General features: G+C 72.5%; 14 protein-coding genes. 12 read left to right on the top strand and 2 right to left on the bottom strand.

Features of this window, described 5'->3' with window-relative positions:
• Positions 1 to 2 precede the first annotated feature (2 nt).
• The 5 genes from CLT71_RS24745 to CLT71_RS24765 all read left to right on the top strand — a co-directional run bounded on the left by CLT71_RS24745 (position 3) and on the right by CLT71_RS24765 (position 6743).
• Positions 3 to 1253 carry an MFS transporter gene (locus tag CLT71_RS24745; protein ID WP_143743595.1) on the top strand — a complete coding sequence of 417 codons (1251 nt, stop codon included), beginning with the start codon at positions 3 to 5 and terminating at the stop codon, positions 1251 to 1253.
• 207 nt (positions 1254 to 1460) lie between these two features.
• Positions 1461 to 2891 carry an outer membrane protein assembly factor BamB family protein gene (locus CLT71_RS24750; protein WP_101369215.1) on the top strand — a complete coding sequence of 477 codons (1431 nt, stop codon included), beginning with the start codon at positions 1461 to 1463 and terminating at the stop codon, positions 2889 to 2891.
• Between the two features lie 160 nt (positions 2892 to 3051).
• Entirely contained in the window at positions 3052 to 4731 is a 1680-nt protein-coding gene (locus CLT71_RS24755; RefSeq protein WP_101369216.1) for a fumarate hydratase, read from the top strand.
• Positions 4732 to 4769: 38 nt separating this feature from the next.
• The gene (locus CLT71_RS24760; protein ID WP_101369217.1) at positions 4770 to 5333 is read left to right on the top strand and encodes a GNAT family N-acetyltransferase; all 564 of its coding nucleotides are present in this window, start codon (positions 4770 to 4772) and stop codon (positions 5331 to 5333) included.
• Between the two features lie 252 nt (positions 5334 to 5585).
• Entirely contained in the window at positions 5586 to 6743 is a 1158-nt protein-coding gene (locus CLT71_RS24765) for a right-handed parallel beta-helix repeat-containing protein (protein ID WP_158242301.1), read from the top strand.
• A gap of 223 nt (positions 6744 to 6966) precedes the next feature.
• On the opposite strand, the gene CLT71_RS24770 is transcribed toward CLT71_RS24765, so the two are convergent.
• Positions 6967 to 7221, bottom strand: a complete 255-nt coding sequence (locus CLT71_RS24770) for a hypothetical protein (RefSeq protein ID WP_101369219.1) — start codon at positions 7219 to 7221, stop codon at positions 6967 to 6969.
• 247 nt (positions 7222 to 7468) lie between these two features.
• Here CLT71_RS24770 and CLT71_RS24775 point away from each other — a divergent pair, with 247 nt between their 5' ends.
• Positions 7469 to 10465, top strand: coding sequence for a BTAD domain-containing putative transcriptional regulator (locus CLT71_RS24775; RefSeq protein ID WP_101369220.1), 2997 nt, complete (start codon positions 7469 to 7471; stop codon positions 10463 to 10465).
• A gap of 127 nt (positions 10466 to 10592) precedes the next feature.
• Positions 10593 to 11993 (top strand): class II fumarate hydratase, encoded by a 1401-nt coding sequence (locus CLT71_RS24780; RefSeq protein WP_101371751.1) that lies wholly within the window; start codon positions 10593 to 10595, stop codon positions 11991 to 11993.
• A gap of 65 nt (positions 11994 to 12058) precedes the next feature.
• Here CLT71_RS24780 and CLT71_RS24785 read toward each other — a convergent pair whose 3' ends face one another.
• Positions 12059 to 12736 (bottom strand): helix-turn-helix domain-containing protein, encoded by a 678-nt coding sequence (locus CLT71_RS24785; protein WP_101369221.1) that lies wholly within the window; start codon positions 12734 to 12736, stop codon positions 12059 to 12061.
• A gap of 132 nt (positions 12737 to 12868) precedes the next feature.
• Here CLT71_RS24785 and cysS point away from each other — a divergent pair, with 132 nt between their 5' ends.
• From cysS to CLT71_RS37145, 5 genes are all read left to right on the top strand, one after another.
• A complete protein-coding gene (cysS, locus tag CLT71_RS24790; protein WP_101369222.1) occupies positions 12869 to 14290 on the top strand; it encodes a cysteine--tRNA ligase in 1422 nt (473 codons plus the stop codon).
• The gene (gene rlmB, locus CLT71_RS24795; protein ID WP_101369223.1) at positions 14290 to 15444 is read left to right on the top strand and encodes a 23S rRNA (guanosine(2251)-2'-O)-methyltransferase RlmB; all 1155 of its coding nucleotides are present in this window, start codon (positions 14290 to 14292) and stop codon (positions 15442 to 15444) included. Before cysS ends, rlmB begins: the two co-directional genes overlap by 1 nt.
• Before the next feature lie 141 nt (positions 15445 to 15585).
• Entirely contained in the window at positions 15586 to 18396 is a 2811-nt protein-coding gene (locus tag CLT71_RS24800; protein ID WP_101369224.1) for an Hsp70 family protein, read from the top strand.
• Between the two features lie 61 nt (positions 18397 to 18457).
• Entirely contained in the window at positions 18458 to 19549 is a 1092-nt protein-coding gene (locus CLT71_RS24805; RefSeq protein WP_101369225.1) for a pentapeptide repeat-containing protein, read from the top strand.
• Positions 19550 to 19736: 187 nt separating this feature from the next.
• The gene (locus tag CLT71_RS37145; protein WP_158242302.1) at positions 19737 to 21233 is read left to right on the top strand and encodes an ATP-binding protein; all 1497 of its coding nucleotides are present in this window, start codon (positions 19737 to 19739) and stop codon (positions 21231 to 21233) included.
• The last annotated feature ends 20 nt before the right edge of the window (positions 21234 to 21253 follow it).

A 21253-nucleotide genomic window follows, 5' to 3' on the forward strand; every position in this document is an offset into this window, starting at 1 on the left:
CGATGAGCACCGCGACGGGGCCGGCCGAGGGCCGGGCGAACACCGCGAAGGAGACGACCGAGGACCGGGCGGGTGGACCCGCGACGTTCGGCAGTGTGCTGGCGGTGCCCGAGTTCCGGGCGCTCTACGCGAGCTTCGGCGTCTTCATGATCGGCGAGACGGTGAAGATGCTCGCCCTCGCCGTACTCGTCTACGACCGGACCGGGTCGGCGCTGCTCGCCGCGCTGGCGTACGTGGTCGGCTTCCTGCCGCACGCGATCGGCGGCGTACTGCTGCTCGCCCTCGCCGACCGGTGGCGGCCCCGGGCCCTGATGGTCGGCTACGACCTGCTGCGGCTCGGCGCCGTCGCGGTACTCGCGTCCGGAGTGTTGCCGCCGGCCGGCATGCTCGGGCTGGTCTTCGCGGTCGGGCTGCTGGCCCCGGTGAGCACCGCCGCCCGCAACGCGCTGCTGCCGGAGTTGCTGACCGGCGACGGCTACGTGCTCGGGCGCTCGCTCTTCACCGTGGCAGCGGGTGGCACCCAGGTGCTCGGGTTCGCCCTCGGCGGCCTGCTGCTCGGCCTGGTCGGCCCGTACGGCGCGCTCTGGCTGACCGTCCTCACCTGCGCGCTCTCCGCCCTCCTGGTCCGGTACGGCGTCGCCGAGCGACCGCGCCGGGCGGCGAGTCACGGTGTGGTCCGGCAGACCTGGCAGGTCAACCGGCTGCTGCTGGGCGACCGGCGGATCCGGGGACTGCTGCTGGTGCACTGGCTGCCCGGCTCGCTGCTGGTCGGCGCCGAGGGCGTGATCGTGCCGTACGCCGACGATCTCGGCCCGGGGGCCAGCGCCGGGGTGCTCTTCGCGGCGTCGGCGTTCGGGATGCTGGTCGGCGATCTGGTGGTGGGGCGGTGGGTCGCGCCGGCCCGGCGTGAGCGGCTCGCCCCGTGGCTGGCGCTGCTGCTCGGCGCGCCGATGCTGGGCTTCGCCGCCGGGCCGGGGCTGGCCGTCGCCGTCGCGCTGTTCGGGCTGGCCACCTTCGGCTTCGCCTTCCAGCTCGGGCTGGCCCGGCGGTTCCTGGCGGCAGTGCCGGAGCAGCGCCGGGGGCAGGCGTTCGGGCTTATGAGCACCGGACTGATGACCACGCAGGGGTTGACCGCCGGGCTGGCCGGGCTGCTCGCCGAGTGGCTCGCGCCGGGTCGGGTGATGGCACTCGCCGGGGCCGCCTCGATGGCCGCGACCCTGCTGCTCTGGCGCTGGCTGCGCCCCGAGCCCTGACCACCCGCCCCGAGGCCAGCGCGGTCATTTGTCGCGAGGCCAGCCGGTCACCTGTCGCGGAGGCGCGCACTCATCGGTCGCGACCCCGCGCGGTCATCCGCCGCGAGGTCAGCCGGTCACCTCTCGCGGGGGGCGCGTGGCTGGATTTACGACACGGACATAACGCCCTAGCCGCACTTGCCGGACGGTCTCGTTTACGGTAACCGGATGGCCAAGGGGAGCGCCCGGAGCGCGGGCGTGATGACCGCCCTGGCCATCGCCCTGATCGCGGTGATCGTGCTCGCCGCGACGAACGTCTGGAATCCCTTCCCCGGGGTCTGGGACTGGGTCAACCGCGACGAGCCGATCTCCGAGCCGGACGTCGTCTGGCAACAGCGGATCGGCGGTACGCCGCAGAGCGTCACCATCGCCGGCAACACGGTGGTGATCCGCTACCGCACCCGGGTCGAATCCCGCAGTCTGACCACCGGGCTGCGACTGTGGGAGCGCAAGGCCGACTGGGCCGCCGTCGCGGGCGGCGACCGCGATCCGGTCGTCGCCGTCGGCAAGCTGCTGACCAGGGGCTACGAGCTGCTCGACCCCGAAACCGGAGCGGTACGCCGCAAGGACGGCTCCGCGGTCGGTGTCTGGACGTACCGCAACGCGGTGGTGGACGTGCGCTGCCGGGAGCCCCGGGACTGCACCCTGACCGCCTGGGACCCGCGGGGCAGCAATCCGATCTGGACGACCTTCCTGCCCGGCGTGGAGACCGGGCCGCTGGCCGGCAACCCGGACACTCTCGGCACCCGGCGGCTGACCACCCGGCAGGTACACGAGGGGGCCGGTGGCCCGGTGGAGATGCCGCCGCTGATCGGGCTCTCCGTCGACGGTCGGGTGCACATCGTGGACACCGCCACCGGCCGGGTGATGCAGGACGTGGAGCCGGGCCAGCAGGACCGGATCGTGGTGGTCGGCGGCCGGATGCTGCGGATCGAGGCCCGCGCCGCCGACGGCACCTGCTACTTCACGGTGGTGGCCCGGGACCCGGCGACCGGGCAGGAGGTGTGGCGCCGGGACGGGCTCAACCTGCGTACCGCCGACGGCGCCGGCTGCGCGCAGCGGGAGGATCCGCAGGGCGGGGAGAACGTCTTCGTCGGCGTCGGACCGGACGCCCGGGAGACGGTTGTCGACGCGTACGACGGCCGGGTGCTCTGGACCGGTCCCAAAGGCGAGAAGCTGCTCGCCGTCGACGACAGGTACGCGCTCTCCCGCTCCGCCGACGAGCGCTCGGTGATCGGCAGCGAACTCGCCATCACCCGGGCCCGGTGGACCCGGCCGGTCAACTCCGAGGGTGGCGCCGCACTCGCCCGGAACGTCGCGCTGCTGATCGACCGCCGGCCGAACCGGATCATCGCGCTCGACCCCCGCAGCGGACGCGAATTGGTAAACGTCCGCTCGTCGGCCGAGGTGCTGGCGGTGGGACCGGCCGGGATGGTGATCGGCGACGGCCGGGACATCGGGTACCTCACCTTCGCCGGGGTCTCGACCGGCGGCCCGGCACCGACGGCCGGGCCGGGCGGCCAGGAGCCCGGACCCGGCACCGAGTGCGGCGGCCCCAAGCAGCCGGAGTGCCCACCGGAGAACGGCAAGGACGGGTGACCCCCGCCGCCGGGGAACGGCAGGGACGGATGAGCGCGCCTCGTGCACGGTCGCGCGGCGCAGCACCGCCGTTCCCCGACCGGCATCCGGATGAGAGCGGAGTCGCAGGCCGACCCGGCGGGTGGGCCGGCCCCGGTGGACTGGCCTAGGCTTGCCGGCTATGAGCAGTGGCGCGCCGTTCTCGTACTCTCCCCTGTTGCCTCTGGGTGCCGACCAGACCGAATATCGGCTGGTCACCGACGAGGGCGTGGACGTCGTCCATGGGCCGGGCGGCCGCCGTTTCCTGACCGTGGAGCCCGCCGCGCTCACCGCGCTTACCGCCGAGGCCATGCACGACATCGCGCACTACCTGCGGCCGGCGCACCTGGCCCAGTTGCGGGCCATCATCGACGACCCGGCCGCCTCGCCGAACGACCGCTTCGTCGCGCTGGACCTGCTGCGCAACGCCAACATCGCCGCCGGGGGCGTACTGCCGATGTGCCAGGACACCGGCACCGCGATCGTGCTGGGCAAGCGGGGCCGGCACGTGTTGACGGACGGGTCCGACGACGAGGCGCTCTCCCGGGGGGTCTACCAGGCGTACACCCGGCTCAACCTGCGGTACTCGCAACTCGCTCCGCTCACCATGTGGGAAGAGAAGAACACCGGGAGCAACCTGCCGGCCCAGGTGGAGATCTACGCCGAGGACCCGGACGGGCACCCCGACGCGTACAAGTTTCTCTTCATGGCCAAGGGTGGCGGCTCGGCGAACAAGTCCTACCTCTACCAGGAGACCAAGGCGCTGCTCAATCCGAAGCGGATGATGCAGTTCCTGGAGGAGAAGCTGCGGCTGATCGGCACCTCGGCCTGCCCGCCGTACCACCTGGCCGTGGTCGTCGGCGGCACCTCCGCCGAGTACGCCCTGAAGACCGCGAAACTCGCCTCGGCGAAGTACCTCGACAACCTGCCCACCTCCGGCTCGATGCTGGCGCACGGCTTCCGCGACCTGGAGTTGGAGGCCGAGGTGCTGGAGCTGACCCGGCAGTTCGGCATCGGGGCGCAGTTCGGCGGGCGCTACTTCTGCCACGACGTACGCGTGGTCCGGCTGCCCCGGCACGGCGCCTCCTGCCCGGTCGCGATCGCGGTCTCCTGCTCCGCCGACCGGCAGGCGATGGGCAAGATCACCCCGTCCGGGGTGTGGCTGGAGCGGCTGGAGACCGACCCGGCCCGGTTCCTGCCGGACGTCACCGACGCCCAGCTGGAGCAGGGCGCCGAGGTGGTCCGGATCGACCTGAACCGGCCGATGGACGAGATCCGGGCCGAGCTGTCGAAATATCCGGTGAAGACCCGGCTCTCCCTGACCGGCCCGCTGGTGGTGGCCCGGGACATCGCGCACGCCAAGATCGCCGAGCGGCTGGACGCGGGCGAGCCGATGCCGCAGTACCTGCGCGACCACGCCGTCTACTACGCCGGGCCGGCGAAGACCCCCGAGGGGTACGCCTCCGGCTCGTTCGGCCCGACCACCGCCGGCCGGATGGACGCGTACGTGCAGAAGTTCCAGGCGGCCGGCGGCTCGCACGTGATGCTGGCCAAGGGCAACCGGTCCGATCAGGTGACCCGCTCCTGTGAGCAGCACGGCGGGTTCTATCTCGGTTCCATCGGCGGCCCGGCCGCCCGACTGGCGCAGGACTGCATCAAGCACGTCGAGGTACTGGAATATCCGGAACTCGGCATGGAGGCGGTCTGGAAGATCGAGGTGGTGGACTTTCCCGCCTTCGTCGTCGTCGACGACAAGGGCAACGACTTCTTCGCCGATGTGATGAGTCCTAAGAGTGTCCTTCGCATCGGTGCCCGCCCCTGACGGGCCAGCCCGCCACGCAGGCTTTCTAATATCGCTGGATGTTCCGACCGACGTACCCGATTCGTACTGCGCGGCTCACCTTGCGCCCGGTCACGCTGGATGATCTCGATGATGTGTATTCATGGCAGCGCCGACCGGACGTCTTCCGCTGGACGCTCAGCGAGCCGCGTACTCGCGAGGAGTCGCGATCGTCGGTGATCGCCATGGCGGGCGAGGACGCGCTACGCGCTGAGGGAGACTGCTTGACGTTGGCCGTAGCCACCGACGCCGAGGTCATCGGGACGGTGGAGTTGGTCTGGCGCAGCCAGACCGACCGCACGGCTGAACTCGGGTACGTCTTCCATCCCGGCCACGGAGGTCGCGGGTTGGCCACGGAAGCCGCCACGGCGCTGTTGGACTGGGGGTTCACCGAGTTCGGATTGCACCGGATCTACGCCCGGTGTCACGGCCGCAATACTGCGTCTGCCCGCCTGATGGCCCGGCTCGGCATGCGTCAGGAGGCGCACCACGTCGAGAACTATCTGTTCAGGGGAGAGTGGGCCGACCAGCTCGTCTTCGCCATCCTGGCCCGCGAGTGGAGCCCACGTGCCCCACGAGGCTAGTGGAACTCCTGACGACTCCCTTCGCCGAGGTGACCCGCCCCAGGAACGTCCTCCAGATCGGCGCTCGCGCCTGATCCGCCGCTGTCCCTCGCGTCTGATCCACCACTGTCGATTCTGAAGCGCAGCTTAGATTTCCCTGGATCTCTGGACACCCAAACGGTGATCATCCAATATGGACGATCACCGACGCCGGCGCGGCCCCAGCGTGTGGCGGCCGAGCGGCCGGGCGTCATGAGATCACGGGGAGGACTTGTGGGAGAAAAGACTCGGAGTCGCCGGGCGTTGCTGCGCGGTACCGTCGCCACGGCCGCCGGTGCGGCTGTGGTGGCGCCCTTCGTGGGTGCGGCCCCGGCGCTGGCGGCGGAGACCAGTGGCGTGCCGTGGGTGGGGCCGGCCGGTTCCGGCGCCACCTACGAGGTCAACAACACCCTCGGTGCGCAGGACGCGATCAACAGGGCCCTCACGGCCGTCGGTGAGGGTGCGGTGTACGTCGCCGCCGGCCTCTACACCATCAAGGCGCCGGTCATCCTCGGCGACCGGCAGACGCTTGTCGGCGCCGGCCCGCTCGGCACGATACTGCGGGCCGGCAGCGGGTTCACGGGTGCGATGGTGAAGACCCCGGCGGGCACCTTCGACGGCTCCCGGATGTGCCTGTTCGACATCGGGCTGGACGGGGCGAAGCTGGCGGCGAACGGCGTCAACCTCCAGATCAGCGCCAAGCCCGCCAGGAACGGGCCGGATGCGGCTCCGTGGCTCGGGCGGGTGTTCGTCACCGGTACCACGTCGGATGGCATCTACCTGGGCGGTGCCTACGCGGGCGGGATGCGGGAGTTCAAGATCACCGACTGTCGGGTGGAGCACGCCGGCGGCTGGGCGTACAACTTCCAGTCCTCGGACGGCTTCGTCAGCGGTTGCTCCGCGCAGGGCGGCGCCAGCGGTGGGTACCTGCTCGGCGCCGGCAACATCAAGATGTGGGGCTCCAAGGCGTACGGCACCGGCACCGGGTCGACGCCCGGCCCCGCCTTCCGGATCGGAGGCTCCCGGGCCACAGTCGTCGGCTGCGAGGCGCAGGACACCTACGGCTGCGGTTTCGAGGTGACCGGCAAGGGCTCTTCGGTGTCCGGCTGCACCGCGGACTCCACCGGCATCGGTACCGCCGGAACCGACCGGTACTCGGCCGGCTTCTACATCGGCACCTCTGCGGTGAACGTCGAGGGCTGCTCCTACCAGCGCCCCGGCGGTGGCGGAAGCTGGATCGGCGCGAACGGAATGTTCTGGGCGCTCTACCTCAACGGCGGCGTGGACCACGTGTCGGTCCGGCTGGTGACCGATCCGGACAAGCCGGCGCCGTTCAAGGGCAAGATCTTCGGCACGGTCGGCCCCAACTCGTCGGTCACCGTCATCGGCTAGGAAGGCAGGGCCGAACAGGCCCCGGCGTACAGCCACCGCGAACGCCACCCGGCAGCCGTGGGACGATCCCACGGCTGCCGGACTCGCTTGTCGGAGTCGCTGCGAAGGCTCCGGCGTGATGTTGCGTTGGCTTGAATTCTCTCGGCTCAATTGCAAGTTTCGTCGAGAAAACTTGAAATCTCCCGTTGGGTCCCGAAGGCGTACGGAAGTGTTGGTCGGCGGATCAGCCGGCCCGGGACAGTGCGCTGGTGCGGACCAGCACCTGCCGTTCGGGACCGGCGCTGCCGTCCCCGCGCAGCTCCACGCCGCGCAGGGACAGCCACTCGAGCCGCGGATACCGGCCGAGATCCGCACCGACCCGGGTTACCCGGAGGACGAGCGGGCCGGTTCCGTACAAGTAGTCGGACTCGGCGAATTGCAACACGTCTCCGGCGGCCGGCACCGGCCGGGACCGCTCGGCTCTTGCAGAGGCGTCCATGTCCTGGCGTCTCCTCAGGTGTGGATGGCGGCGAAACCGCTGCTCCGACACGGTGCGTCCGTCGCCCCCACGGGCCGGCGGGCGCACCGCCCCCGTCGATGTGTCTCACCTGTTGTCGTGCGTCCCACCCGACAGTGTGGGCGGTGCCACTCTCGATCCGCTGCCAGGCCGCTATCAAGTCGATTCTGCTGGGCGTGATTGTCGGGTTACCCTGCTGCCGGACGCGACCTCGGTCAGGAGCTGGCGTATGCGGTTCGGGATCCTTGGGCCGCTTCAGGTGAGCGGCGGTGAGTCGACGGTGACCGCCGGCCGGGACAGGGTGGTCCTGGCGGTGCTACTTCTGCATGCCCCACAGGTGGTACCCGTCGACGAACTCGTCGATGCGGTCTGGGACGCGGACCCGCCGGTCACCGCGCGGGGACAGTTGCAGACCTGCGTATCCCGGCTGCGCCGGTTGTTCGTCGCCGCCGGAGTACCCGGTGAGACCATCGTCACCGGCCCGGCCGGCTACCGCATCGTGCTCGGGCCGGACGACCTCGACGCGCACCTCTTCGAGCGGCTGGTCGCCGCGGCCCGCAGCGCCGCCGCCGAGCAGCACTGGGCACAGGCGCGGGAGGGCTACCGGTCCGCGCTCGCGCTCTGGCGCGGTCCGGCGCTCGCCGGGATCACCGGCGCGGCGGTCCGCCGGGGCGCCGCCTCCCTCGACGAGCAGCGCATGCTGGCGATGGAGGACAGCTTCGAGGTCGAGCTGCGGGTCGGCGGTCGCAGCGGTGACCTGGTCGCCGAACTTACCGACCTGGTGGAACGCCATCCGCTGCGGGAACGGCTGCGCGGCCAACTGATGCTGGCGCTCGCCGACAGCGGCCGCCGGGCCGAGGCGCTCGCGGTCTTCCGGACCGGCCGGGAGATCCTCGCCGGTGAGCTGGGCATCGAGCCCGGGTCGGCGTTGCGGGAAATTCACCGACGGGTACTCGCGGGCGAGGTCGGGCCGGCCGAGGACGAGCCCCCGCCCCGGTCACCGGTACGCGCCCTGCCCCGGGCCATCGAGGACTTCACCGGCCGGCACGAGACCGTCACCCGGCTGCGAAAGGAGATCGAGGACGCCGGTCCGAACTACTCCGCCGTCTACGTCATCGACGGCATGCCGGGCAGCGGCAAGACGGCGCTGGCCGTACACCTGGCGACGGCGCTCGGTGCCGCGTACCCGGACGCGCACCTCTTCGTCGACCTGCACGGGCACAGCCTGCACAGCCCGCTGCCGACGAGTACCGCCGTCGGCACGCTGCTGCGGCAACTCGGGGTACCCGGGGAGCGGATCCCGGCCGACCTCGACGATCGGCTGGCGCTGTGGCGTACCGAGCTGGCCAGCCGGCGCGCCCTGCTGGTGCTGGACAACGCGGCCAGTACCGCCCAGGTCGGGCCGCTGCTGCCGGCCGCACCCGGCTGCCTGACCGTGGTGACGAGCCGGCGTCGGCTGGTCGGGCTGGACGGGGTACGCGCGCAGTCGCTGACCGTGCTGGAACCGGTCGAGGCGGTCGACCTGCTGGCCCGGATCGTCGGTCCGGAACGGGTCCGGGCCGAGCCGGCGGCGGCCGAGGAGGTGGTTCGGCGCTGCGGGTACCTGCCGTTGGCCATCCGGCTGGCCGGTGCCCGACTGGCCCACCGGGCACGGTGGAGGGTGGCGGACCTCGCCCAGCGGCTCGGCGACCCGGACCGCCCGGTACTCGCCGAGTTCGCCGTCGAGCACCGGACCCTGGCCGACGCCTTCGCGCTGTCGTACGCCCAGTTGCCGGAGCCGGTACAGCGGACGTTCCGGCTGCTCGGGGCACATCCCGGGGTGCAGCTCGACCAGTACGCCTGTGCCGCGCTCACCGAGCTGCCGCTCGGGGTGGCCCGGGAACACCTCGACGAACTGGTCGACGCGCACCTGGTGGACGAGGTCGACGCCGGGCGGTTCCGCCTGCACGACCTGGTAAGGGAGTACGCCGCCGAGCTGGTGACAGTGGTCGGCGGCGAGTCGGAGCGGCGGCAGGCGTTGCAGGGGCTGCTCGACTACTACCTGCACACCGCCGCCTCGGTGAGCCAGGTGCTCGAACCGACCGGAAACCTGCGGATGGCCGTACCCGGTCAACCTGCCCGTCCCGACCTGGTCGCCGCCGCCGCCCGGGACGGGCGGGACTGGCTGGAGGCGGAGCGGCGCAACCTGGTGGCGCTGGTGCAGCTCGCGGTGCAGGAGGGGCTGCACCGGTACGCCTGGCAGCTCGCCCGGGCCAACTGGCGGCAGCTCTATCTCGGCGGCCACCTCGACGAGTTGATCCAGACACACACCGACGGGCTGCGGGCGGCGGAGGCGCTCGGCGACGACGCCGGGATCGCCATCATGCACAACTACCTCACCTCGGCGTACTTCCGGCGCGGCGAGTACCAGCGCTCGGTCGAGTCGCTGCGGGTGGTCATCGCGATCTGGGAGCGGTTGGGCGACGTCGCCGGGCGTTCGGTGGCGACGGTCAACCTCGGGCTGCCGTTGATGATGTTGGGCCGGACCCGGGAGGCGGTGCACCACCTCGAACTCGGGCTGGAGCTGGCCCGGCAGACACCGGGCTGGCAATCGATGCCGAACGCGTTGACGAACCTGGCCAGCGTCTACCTCACCGTCGGCCGCTACTCCGACGCGCTGCGGGTACTGCGGAACCGGCTCTTCATGGCCCGCCAGGTCGGCAAGATCGCCATGGTGGCGGACACCCTCGGCTCGATCGGCGGGGTCTACGCCCGGCTGGGCCAGTGCGACCGGGCGCTGCGGCGGATGTCCGTGGCGCTGCGCATCCAGCAGGCCCGGGGGAACCCGTTCGCCGTCGCGGACCTGCTCAACGAGATCGGCAGCATCGAGCGGCAGTGCGGCCGGCCGGAGGTGGCGGTGCAGCGGCACCGGGAGGCGCTGGCCGCGATGCGCGACTCCGGGGACCGGGCCGGCGAGTGCGCGGCCCGCAACCTGCTCGGCCGGGCCATGCTCGATCTCGGGGACACCGACGCCGCCCTGGAACTGCACCGGCAGGCGCTGCTCGGCGCAACGAAGATCCAACTGCCGTACGAGCAGGCGCGGGCGCTGGACGGGCTCGCCTGCTGCCTGCGGTGCAGCGACCCGGCGGCAGCCCGGTCGTACTGGACCCGTGCACTGGCCCTGCTGGTCCAGATCGACTCTCCGGACCAGCACGACGTACGGCGGCGGCTGGGCGAGCTGGACTGAGCCGCCCGGCGCCGGTTTCCGACCTCGGCCCGTTTCCGGTCTCGGCCCGTTTCCGACCCGGCTCCGGGGCCGGCTTGGTGACGGCGATCATCTGCGAGCCGGCCCGGGGCGAGGCAGGATGGAACGCGTGACCACACCAGAGGCGGCCGGCTACCGGATCGAACGCGACACGATGGGCGAGGTGGAGGTGCCCGTCGACGCACTGTGGCGGGCCCAGACGCAGCGCGCGGTGCAGAACTTCCCGATCTCCGGACGGGGGCTCGAATCAGCACACATCCGGGCGCTTGCTCAGATCAAGGGTGCCGCCGCGATGGTCAACGCCGAGCTGGGTGTGATCGACGAGGCCGTCGCCGGAGCGATCGTCACCGCCGCCGCGCACGTCGCGGACGGCGGCTACGACGCCGAGTTCCCGATCGACGTCTTCCAGACCGGCTCCGGCACCTCGTCGAACATGAACGCGAACGAGGTGATCGCCACCCTGGCCGCCCGCGAGCTGGGCCGCGAGGTGCACCCGAACGACGACGTGAACGCCGCCCAGTCCAGCAACGACGTCTTCCCGTCCTCCATCCACCTGGCCGCCACCCACGCCGTGGTGCACGACCTGCTGCCGGCGCTGCGACACCTCCAGTTCGGGCTGGAGTCCAAGGTGGACGAGTTCGCCGAGGTGGTGAAGGCGGGGCGGACCCACCTGATGGACGCCACGCCGGTGACGCTCGGGCAGGAGTTCTCCGGGTACGCCACCCAGATCCAGTACGGCATCGAGCGGCTGGAGGGCTGCCTGCCCCGGCTCGCCGAACTGCCGCTCGGGGGTACCGCCGTCGGCACCGGGATCAACACCCCGGCCGGCTTCGCCCCGAAGGTGATCGAGAAGCTGCGCGAGATGACCGGGCTGCCGCTGACCGAGGCACGTAACCACTTCGAGGCGCAGGGCGCCCGGGACGGGCTGGTCGAGGTCTCCGGTCAGCTCCGCACCGTCGCGGTCGGGCTCTACAAGATCGCTAACGACATCCGCTGGATGGGCTCCGGCCCCCGGGCCGGGCTGCGCGAGTTGCAGATCCCCGACCTGCAACCCGGCTCGTCGATCATGCCGGGCAAGGTCAACCCGGTCGTCTGCGAGGCGGTCCGGCAGGTCTGCGCCCAGGTGATCGGCAACGACGCCACAGTCGCCTTCGCCGGGTCACAGGGCGACTTCGAGCTGAACGTGATGCTGCCGGTGCTGGCCCGCAACGTACTCGAATCGATCCGGCTGCTCGCCAACGTCAGCCGCCTCTTCGCCGACCGCTGCGTGGTCGGCCTGGTCGCGAACGTGGACGTGGCCCTGGCGTACGCCGAGGGGTCGCCGTCCATAGTCACCCCGCTCAACCGGTACCTCGGCTACGACGAGGCGGCCTCGATCGCCAAGGAGGCGCTGGCCAAGGAGCTGTCGATCCGCGAGGTGGTGCTCGCCCGGGGACACGTCGAGGCCGGCAAGCTCACCGCCGAGCAGCTCGACGAGGCACTCGACGTACTCCGGATGACCCACCCCTGACCGATCCTCCGGAGTCGGCTCGGCTGGGCGCGGGGGCAGCGTCGTGGGCGGCCTCGACCAACGAATCAGGCGAGCGCGGCGGCGATCTCGAGGGCGGCGGCCCGGACCTGCGAGCCGGTCTTCGTGACGTCGAGCGGGGCCAGGGCGACCACCCCGACGCTGGCCTCCAAGCCGGGCACCCCGAGCACGGGTGCGGCCACCCCGTAGGCGCCGGACTGGAGTTCGCCGCTGGTCGCGACCGGTTCGGCCCGGCCCTGCCGGCCTGCCAGGATCGCCCGGCCGGCGGCGCCCCGGCCCAGCGGATGTCGGGTCCCGGTCCGGTACCCGACGTGGAACGCCGTCCAGCTCGGCTCGACCACGGCCAGCGCCACCCCCTCGGCACCGTCGACCACCGTCAGGTGCGCGGTCGCCCCGGTCTGCTCGGCCAGCCGGCGCAGCGCCGGCAGTGCGCCGTCGGCGAGTAGCGGCTGCGCCCGCCGGGCCAGGTGCAGCAGCCCCGCGCCGAGTCGCAGCCGGCCACCGGCGTCACGGCGGACCATCCCGTGCTCGGTGAGCGCGCCGAGCAGCCGATAGACCACCGCCCGGCCGACACCCAGCCGGGTGGCCGCCTCGGTCACGGTTAGTCCACCGGGGGCGTCGGCGACCAGGTGCAGCAGTCGCAGGCCCCGGTCCAGGGTCTGCGCGGTCTCGCCGGCCCGGCCAGCGCGCTCCTCCGCTGGGCCGGCCGCTCCACCGCCCGCCACCCTTGCCACATCAGGCAGCGTACGGCCGGTGTCGGCCGGCACGGCGCCGGGCACGACCGGAGCCGGGCTGGGGCCGGGCCGGGGCGGTGGTCGCGGGTGAGCCGGACAGGCATCGGTCGGTACGCTTGAACGGTGACGCTACGCCTCCACGACACCGCCACCCGATCGGTGCGGGACTTCGTCCCGAAGCACGCCGGCAAGGTGGGGGTCTACCTGTGTGGCCTCACCGTCCAGTCTCCGCCGCACATCGGCCACCTCCGGGGCGGGGTCAACTACGACGTGCTGCGGCGCTGGCTGATGCGCAGCGGCTTCCAGGTGACCTTCGTCCGCAACATCACCGACGTCGACGACAAGATCCTGACCAAGGCGGTCGAGCAGGGCCGCCCGTTCTGGTCGATCGCGTACGCCAACGAGGTGCTGCTCGGCGCCGCGTACCGCAGCCTCAACGTGCTCCCGCCGACGTACGAGCCGAGGGCGACCGGGCACATCCCGGAGATGCACGAGCTGATCAAGAAGCTGCTCGCCGACGGGCACGCGTACGTCGCCGACGACGGTTCCGGCGACGTCTACTTCGACGTCCGGTCGTACTCCGAATACGGCGACCTGTCCGGTCAGCGCCCCGACGCCACTTACACGCAGATCGCCGACGAGGTCGTCGAACGGGGCAAGCGGGACGCCAACGACTTCGCGCTCTGGAAGGGTGCCAAGCCGGAGGAACCGGCGGACGCGTCCTGGCCGTCGCCGTGGGGACCGGGCCGGCCCGGCTGGCACATCGAGTGCTCGGCGATGTGCTGGCGCTATCTCGGCGCCGAGTTCGACATCCACGGCGGCGGGCTCGACCTGACCTTTCCGCACCACGAGAACGAGCAGGCCCAGTCCCGCGCCGCCGGCCTGCCCTTCGTCAGGTACTGGGTGCACCACGGCCTGCTCAACCTCGGCGAGGCCAAGATGAGCAAGTCGCTGGGGAACGTCGTCGACCTCGACCACGTCGCCTCGATCGGGGTCCGCCCGGTGGAGCTGCGCTACTACCTGGTCGCCCCGCACTACCGGTCCCGGATCGACTACTCGGACGAGTCGCTGCGCGAGTCCGCGGTGGCGTACCGCCGGGTGGAGGGCTTCGTGCGGCGGGCGGCCGAACGGGTCGGTGCGGGCAGTCTCGGCGAGCTGCCGGCCGCCTTCGGCGCGGCCCTCGACGACGACCTCAACACCTCGGCTGCGGTCGCGGTGTTGCACGACACGGTCCGGGACGGCCAGATCGCGCTCTCCGGCGGCGACGACGCCGGTACCCGGCAGGCGCTCGCCGTGGTCCGTGCGATGCTCGACGTGCTCGGTGTCGACCCCCTCGATCCGGCCTGGGGCGGCGCGGGGCAGGATGGGCAACTGCGGTCCGTGGTCGACGCGCTTGTGGCGCTCGCCCTGGAGCAGCGGGCACAGGCCCGCGGCCGCAGGGACTGGGCCGCCGCCGATTCGGTACGGGACCAGCTCAAGCACGCGGGCGTGGTGGTCGAAGACACCCCGCACGGGCCGCGTTGGACGATCGGAGAACAGGACTGATGCCCGGAAACTCGCCACGCAGAGGGCGTCGGGTCAGCGCCAAGAAGGGCGCCACCACGGGCTCCGGAGGCAAGAACCGGGATTCGCTCAAGGGCCGGGGCAAGACCCTGCCGGCCGACGAGCGGCCCTGGCACAAGGCATACTCCGGCACCGAGCAGTTGCCGCAGCGCACCGCCTGGAAGCAGGCGAAGGAGCGTCGGGCCGCCGCCGAGGAGGGGCGGGCGCCGAAGGTGGGCCTACCGGGCAGCAAGGACACCACCTGGGGTGCCGGCGGTGCCGGTACGAAGAAGGGCGGCCGCAAGTCGGCGACTGCCGGTCGGGGCGCGGCCAGCGCCGGGCGTACCGGTGGCAAGCCGGCCCCGCGTTCCGGGCCCCGGGTCGCCCCGGGCCGCCGCTCCGCTCCCGGCCGGGAGGCGGCCGAGCTGCTGGTCGGCCGCAACCCGGTGGTGGAGGCGCTCCGGACACAGGTGCCGGCCACCGCGCTCTACGTCGCGCAGGGCATCGACATCGACGACCGGGTCAACGAGGCGGTCCGGACCGCCGCCGACCGGGGCATCGCGATCCTGGAGGTCAGCCGGGCCGAGCTGGACCGGATGACCGGCGGGGTGCTGCACCAGGGGATCGGCGTGCAGGTGCCGCCGTTCGCCTACGAACCCTACGAGGACCTGCTGGCGACGGCACTCGAACAGCCCTCCCCGCTGCTGGTCGCGCTCGACGGCATCACCGATCCGCGCAACCTCGGCGCGGTGATCCGTTCGGCGGCCGCGTTCGGCGCGCAGGGTGTCTTCGTACCCGAGCGGCGGGCCGCCGGGATCACCGCGACCGCCTGGCGGACCAGTGCCGGCGCGGCGGCCCGGGTACCGGTCAGCCAGGTCACCAACCTGACCCGGGCGCTCAAACTCGCCCAGCAGGAGGGGTTCCTGGTAGTCGGGTTGGACGCCGACGGCGAAACCGATCTCTACGACCTGGAGGCGGCGGTCGGCCCGCTGGTGGTGGTCGTCGGCTCGGAGGGGCGCGGCCTGTCCCGGCTGGTCGGCGCCACCTGTGACCTGCGGATCAGCATCCCGATGGTCTCCGAGATCGAGTCGCTCAATGCGAGTGTCGCCGCTGCGGTGGCCCTCGCCGAGGTCTCCCGGCGTCGCCTCGCCGCCTGACCCTTCTCCACTGCCCGACCCTTCTCCGTAGCCGGAGCTGCTCTGCGGAGCGAGCGCGACGATCACGGCGGGTTCGGGTGGTGGGGGCCGGGCCGTAACATGCAGGGCCGGGCTTACCTCTCGCCCGGTGGAGGAGTCGGCATGGCTGGTCAGGACGGAGGCTACGGGCTCGGCGTCGATCTCGGGACCTCGCACACCGTGGCGGTGCTGCGCTGGCCCGACGGTCGGACCAGACCGCTGCTCTTCGACGGGCTGCCGATCCTGCCGTCCGGGGTGTTCGTCGACGACGCCGGACGGCCACACGTCGGGCGGGACGCCCAGCGACTGGCCCAGGCCGACCCGGCCCGTTACGAACCGAACCCGAAGCGGCGGATCGACGAGCCGGCCGTACTCCTCGGTGACCGTGAGATCGCCACGGTAGACCTGCTGGTCGGCGTACTCCGTGCGGTGGCCGGCGCGGCGGTGGAGGCGGTCGGGTTCCTGCCGCCCGCCGTACTCAGCTATCCGGCCACCTGGGGAGCCCGCCGCCGGGACACCCTGGCCGCCGCCGTCGCGCGGGCCGGCTGGCCACCGGTACCGGCCGGCGTCGAGGCGGGTGCCGGGCCGTCCGGCGGCACGCTGCTGGTGCCCGAGCCGGTCGCCGCCGCCCGCTACTTCGCCGACGTGCTGCGCCGGCCGGTGCCGGTCCGGTCCGCGCTGGCGGTCTTCGACTTCGGCGGCGGCACCCTGGACATCGCGGTTGTCCGCAACGAGGGCACCGACCCGAGCGGCCGGGCCCGGTTCGCCGTGATCGGCTCGGGCGGCGTCGCCGACCTCGGCGGGCTCGACCTCGACGCGGCGCTGGTCGAGCACCTGGGCGGGACGATCCGGGCCGCGTACGGACCGATCTGGGAGCAGTTGTGCCGGCCGGCCACGGCCAGCCAGTGGCGGGCCCGCCGGCAGTTCTGGGACGACGTACGCGGGGCAAAGGAGATGCTGTCCCGGGCCGCGACCGCGCCGGTTCCGGTCCCCGGCGTGGAGCAGGCGCTGCACCTGACCCGGGACGAGTTGGAGAGCGTGGTCACCCCGTTGCTGCGCAGGGGTGTCTTCGAGGCCGCGTCGGTGATCGCCGCCTGCCGGCTCGGCACCGACCAACTCGCCGGGCTGTTCCTGGTCGGCGGCTCCTCCCGGGTACCCCTGGTGGCCCGGATGCTGCACGCCGAGCTCGGCATCGCGCCGACCGTGCTCGAACAGCCGGAGCTGCCGGTCGCCGAGGGTGCGCTCGCCGAACTCCCGGCCATGCCGGCACCGGCGGTTGCGGGCAGCGCCGGGGTGCCGGGGCGAGTTGGTGGTTACCAGACCGGGATCGCCCTGACGGCGGTCTCCGCCCCGCCCCACCAGGCCGTGGTCGGGGCAGGACAGCCATTCGTCCCCGGGCAGCCGGGCGGGCCCGGGCAGCCGGGCGGGCCGGGGCAGCCGGTCGGGCCGGGCAGTCCGGCGCCGTTTGGGGCAGGCGGGCCGGGCAGTCCGGCGCCGTTCGGGGCCGGTGGGCCGGGGCACCCGGGCGGGCCGGCGAGTCCGGCCGGCGGCACCGGACCGGCAGGGCTGGCTGGCCTGGTACGCCGTCGGGCGGTCTGGATCGGTGCCGCGGCGCTTGTCGCGCTGGTCGGTGTGGTCACCGCGACGCTGCTCTACCTGACCCGCGATCCCCACCCCGGTCTGGAATTCGCCTCGTTCCAGGAGGTCGACCGGATCGCCACCCGCGAGAAGGACCCGTCCGCGTTCTTCACCACCACCGCCGGGGAACGGGCGTACGCCGCCTACCAGCGGACCGACCGGCGGCTGGACATCGCGGTGCTGACCGCCGAGTCGGCGAAGGTGCAGCGCTGGATGACCACGGACGTCGGTGCCGAGCGGTGGGACTGGATCAAGGCGCTGCCGGACGTACTGCTGGTCAAGGCGGACACCATCACCACCCCGGGGACCATGATGGCCCTCGACCCGGCGAACGGCGCGAAGCTGTGGAGCCGGCAGGTCGACCGGGACGACAGGTTCCATCTCTTCGACGAGTACGTGGTGGTGCTCGACGAGACCACCGACAGGATGATCGGGATCAACGCGCGCAGTGGTCGGGAGTGGACCCTGCCGAACCCGAAGGGCGAGTACGACAGCGACTCCGCCGTCTATCCGATGCGTACCGCCCGGCAGTTCGGCGTCGCCGACGACACGACGGCGCAGCCGATGGTGACGAATCCCGGTGACGAGCCGCGCCTCGTGCAGATCGGCGCGGACAACTCGATCCGGGTCATCGACGTGACGAACGGCAAGGTGCTGAAGTCCCGGGCCGACGCCGCCGACACCGACGACAAGGTACTGGCGTTCGACGGGCAGCTCTTCGTCGCCTCGTCGACCGACGGCTACGGGCTGGTCCGGTACGACCTGGCGTCCCTGGGTGCGCCGACGACCATCTACAACGCGGTGGACAAGAGTCGACGGCCGACCGCCCTGGAGCCCTGCGGTGAACGGCAGGTCTGCCTGCTGGAGAGCGCCCGGTCGAGCGCCGACAGTACGGAGCTGGTGGCGGTCCGGACCGACCAGGATGGCAGCCAGCAGGCCGCCTGGCGGAAGAAGGTGCCGCAGGCGCAGGGCCTGCTGCCGGTCGGTGAGCGTGCCCTGGTCCGGATCGGTTCCAGCGATCCGGCGGCGAAACTCTTCTCCGCCGAGGGGGACGAGAAGCTGAGCCGGGACGGGTTCGCCGTCCGGGTCGACGGCGGCAACCTGCTGGTCTTCGCCGAGGCACCGGCGTCGTACGAACGGGACATCAGCGTTGCCGGGGTGGTGGCCGAATCCGGCAAACTGACCGAACTCGGCCAGCTCAAGCAGGTGGTCGCCGCCTCCTGTTCCTGGAACACCTCGGTCATCGTCTGCGGTGCCGGTTCAGACTTCGTCGTCGCCCGCTTCACCGCCGGATAGCCAGCCACCCGTCCGCATTCGACGGGTGGCCCGGGTGGTCGTCGACAGGCAAACTACGTTCATGAATATCCAACCCTCCCGGCGGACGGTGCTGCTTCTCGGGGTACCCGCGCTGGTGCTCAGTGCGGTGGCGACGCTGCTGGCCGGTGCGGCGCTGCGTACGGCCGGGCGTGACCAGGGGTCCGACACGGTCCTGCGGTTCACCGCCGCGGTCGAGCTGCTCGCCGCCCCGTCCGAGGTGGTACGGGCCAGCGGCGTGTACGCGCTGGAGGCTCTGCTCCGCCAGGCGCCGGTCGAGCAGCCCACCGTCACCTCGGTGCTCGCCACCTTCGTGCGTCGACAGTCGCAGGCGGACGCGGCCGCAGGAGCGGACGGTTCCGCCAGCCAGCCGGCGGGTACGGGGCAGCCGGCGGGTGCGGGGCGGCGGCCCGGGGAGGACGTGCAGGCGGCGCTGACCGTACTCGGCCGCCGGGACGCCCGCTGGGACCGCCCCGGTGACCGGGTGGACCTGACCGGGGCGGTGCTGACCGGGGTGTCGCTGGTGCGGGCGCGGCTGACCGGGGCACTGCTGACCGGTGCCCGGCTCGATGGTGCCGACCTGACCGGCGCGCAACTCGACCGGGTCGACCTCGGCGACGCCGATCTGCGCGGTGCCGTACTCGATCGGGCCAGCCTGCGGGAGGCCCGGCTGGACGGCGCGGATCTGACCGAGGCGCGGATCAACATGGCGATGCTCGACCGGGCGACGCTGGCCGGCGCGGTGCTGGCCGGTGCGGCGCTGGACGGGACGGGGCTGACCGGTGCGGTACTTGTCGGTGCGGACCTGCGCGGCGCCCGGCTCGACGCCACGAACCTGACCGCCGCGGATCTGACCGGGGCGAACCTCACCGACGCGTACCTCGGTTCCGTGACCGCCGCCGGGGCGGAACTGGTCCGGGCCAGGCTGGTGGGTGCGAACCTGGTCGACGTCGACCTGACCGACGCCCGGCTGACCGGGGCGAACCTCAACCGTGCGCTGATGCACGGCGCCACGATGGTCGCCACCGAGGTCACCGCCGAGCAGATCAGCTGTGCTTCGTTGAGCGACCGGACCCTGCTGCCCGCCACGATTACCACCACCCCCGGGGTCCCGGCTCCGAGCTGCGCGGACTGACCTCCGTGGCCGACGGGCGCGCTCCGGCGCGGCGTTCGGCGGGTACGGTCGGCGATCGTGGGTAATCACATCTGTCCATTCAGGGGGGCGATCCTCCCGATCTGATCGGGTACGATCCTCATCCACCACATGCCTGAACTGCGGTTTGGGGCTCCGTCCCGCCCGAATCTTCCGCTCGAAGGTGAACATGACACCTCTTGAATCGTCGGGCCGTCCCTCGCCCGGCGGCCGTCCGATGTGGTCGGCCACCTTTTTCCTCACCCTCCTGGCCGGAGCGGCGGCGGTGGGCGCCGCCGTGCTCGACACCGACCGGCAGCGGTGGGCGGCCACCGCGCTGGCGGCGGTCGCCGCCGGGCTGGCGCTGGTGCTGTTGGCGGTGCTCCGGCGCCGGCAGCGGGCCGCCTGGGCCGCGCTCGACGCGCGTGAGCGGGAGTTCGAGCGGCAGGTGCGCAGCCACCAGCAGCAGTTGGTGGAGCGCGAGACGCAGTGGCGGGACCGGGCCGAGGCCCGGTCCGCGGCGGTGGACAGCGCCCTCGAACACCTGCTCCGGGTCCGGCTTCCGGCGGTGCTGGCCGGATCGCCGGTGCCGTCCACCCCGCGTGACCCGCTGCTGGGCGACCGGACGGCCGGCCTGGTCGACGGCATCCTCGCCGAGGCGACCAGCGCGCTGAAGCGGTCGGACGAGCGCGAGGAGTCGTTGCGGCTCGCGGTGGTGGCGCTCTCCCGACGGGTACAGACGGCGGCACACTCCATCCAGGAGCACGTCTCGCTGATGGCGGAGCGGCACCAGCACGATCCGGACGTGGTGGAGTCCAGCATGCGGGTCGACCACGCCGCCGCGCAGCAGGCCCGGCACGCGCAGAGCCTTGCCGTGCTCTGTGGAGAGTGGCCGGGGCAGCAGTGGCAGGAGCCACTGGCCATGGTGGACGTGGTGCGCGCGGCGTCGGCCCGGATCCTGGCGTACCAGCGGGTCGAGGTCTCCGGCGACCAGGACGTGGCGGTCGCCGCCGAGGTGGTGGAGCCGGTCATCCACCTGGTGGCGGAGTTGCTGGCCAACGCCACCCAGTCGTCGCCGCCGGCCACCACCGTGCCGGTGACGGTGCGGCGGGTGCAACGCGGTGCGGTGATCGAGATCGACGACGGCGGTATCGGGATGGACGACCACCGGCTGGAGCAGGCCCGGGAGACGGTCTCCGGGCGGCGCGCGGTCGGGCTCGGCGAGCTGGGCGAGATTCCGCAGACCGGGCTCGCCGTCGTCGGCCACTACGTACGCCGGCACGGGTTCCGGGCGGATCTGAGCGAGTCGCCGTACGGTGGGCTGCGGGCCGTGGTGTTGATCCCGTCGAAGGTCGTGGAGACGGTGGACCCGCCGGAGGCGGTCGTGATGCGTAAGCCGGTCGCCGTCGCGGCGCCGGCGGTGGTGCCGGCGGTGGCACCGGAACCGGCAGTGCGGCCGGAGCCGGGGCCGAGGCCGGTCGAGGTGGAGTCGGCCGACCCGGCGGGCGGGGTGACGCTGCCGCGTCGGCGGTCCCGGCGCGGTGAGGCGGTGTCGGCCGCCCCCGAGGCGGCGGAGCCGGCGGCTCCGGCTCCGGAACCGACACCGGAGCAGGCCGGCTCCTGGATGGGCGCCTTTCTCTCCGGCGGCCGGACCGAGGCCGAGCCCGGTCCGGAGGGCTCCCGCTGACCGCCGACAACCACGGAGGA

It is taken from the genome of Plantactinospora sp. CNZ320, from assembly GCF_002846275.1.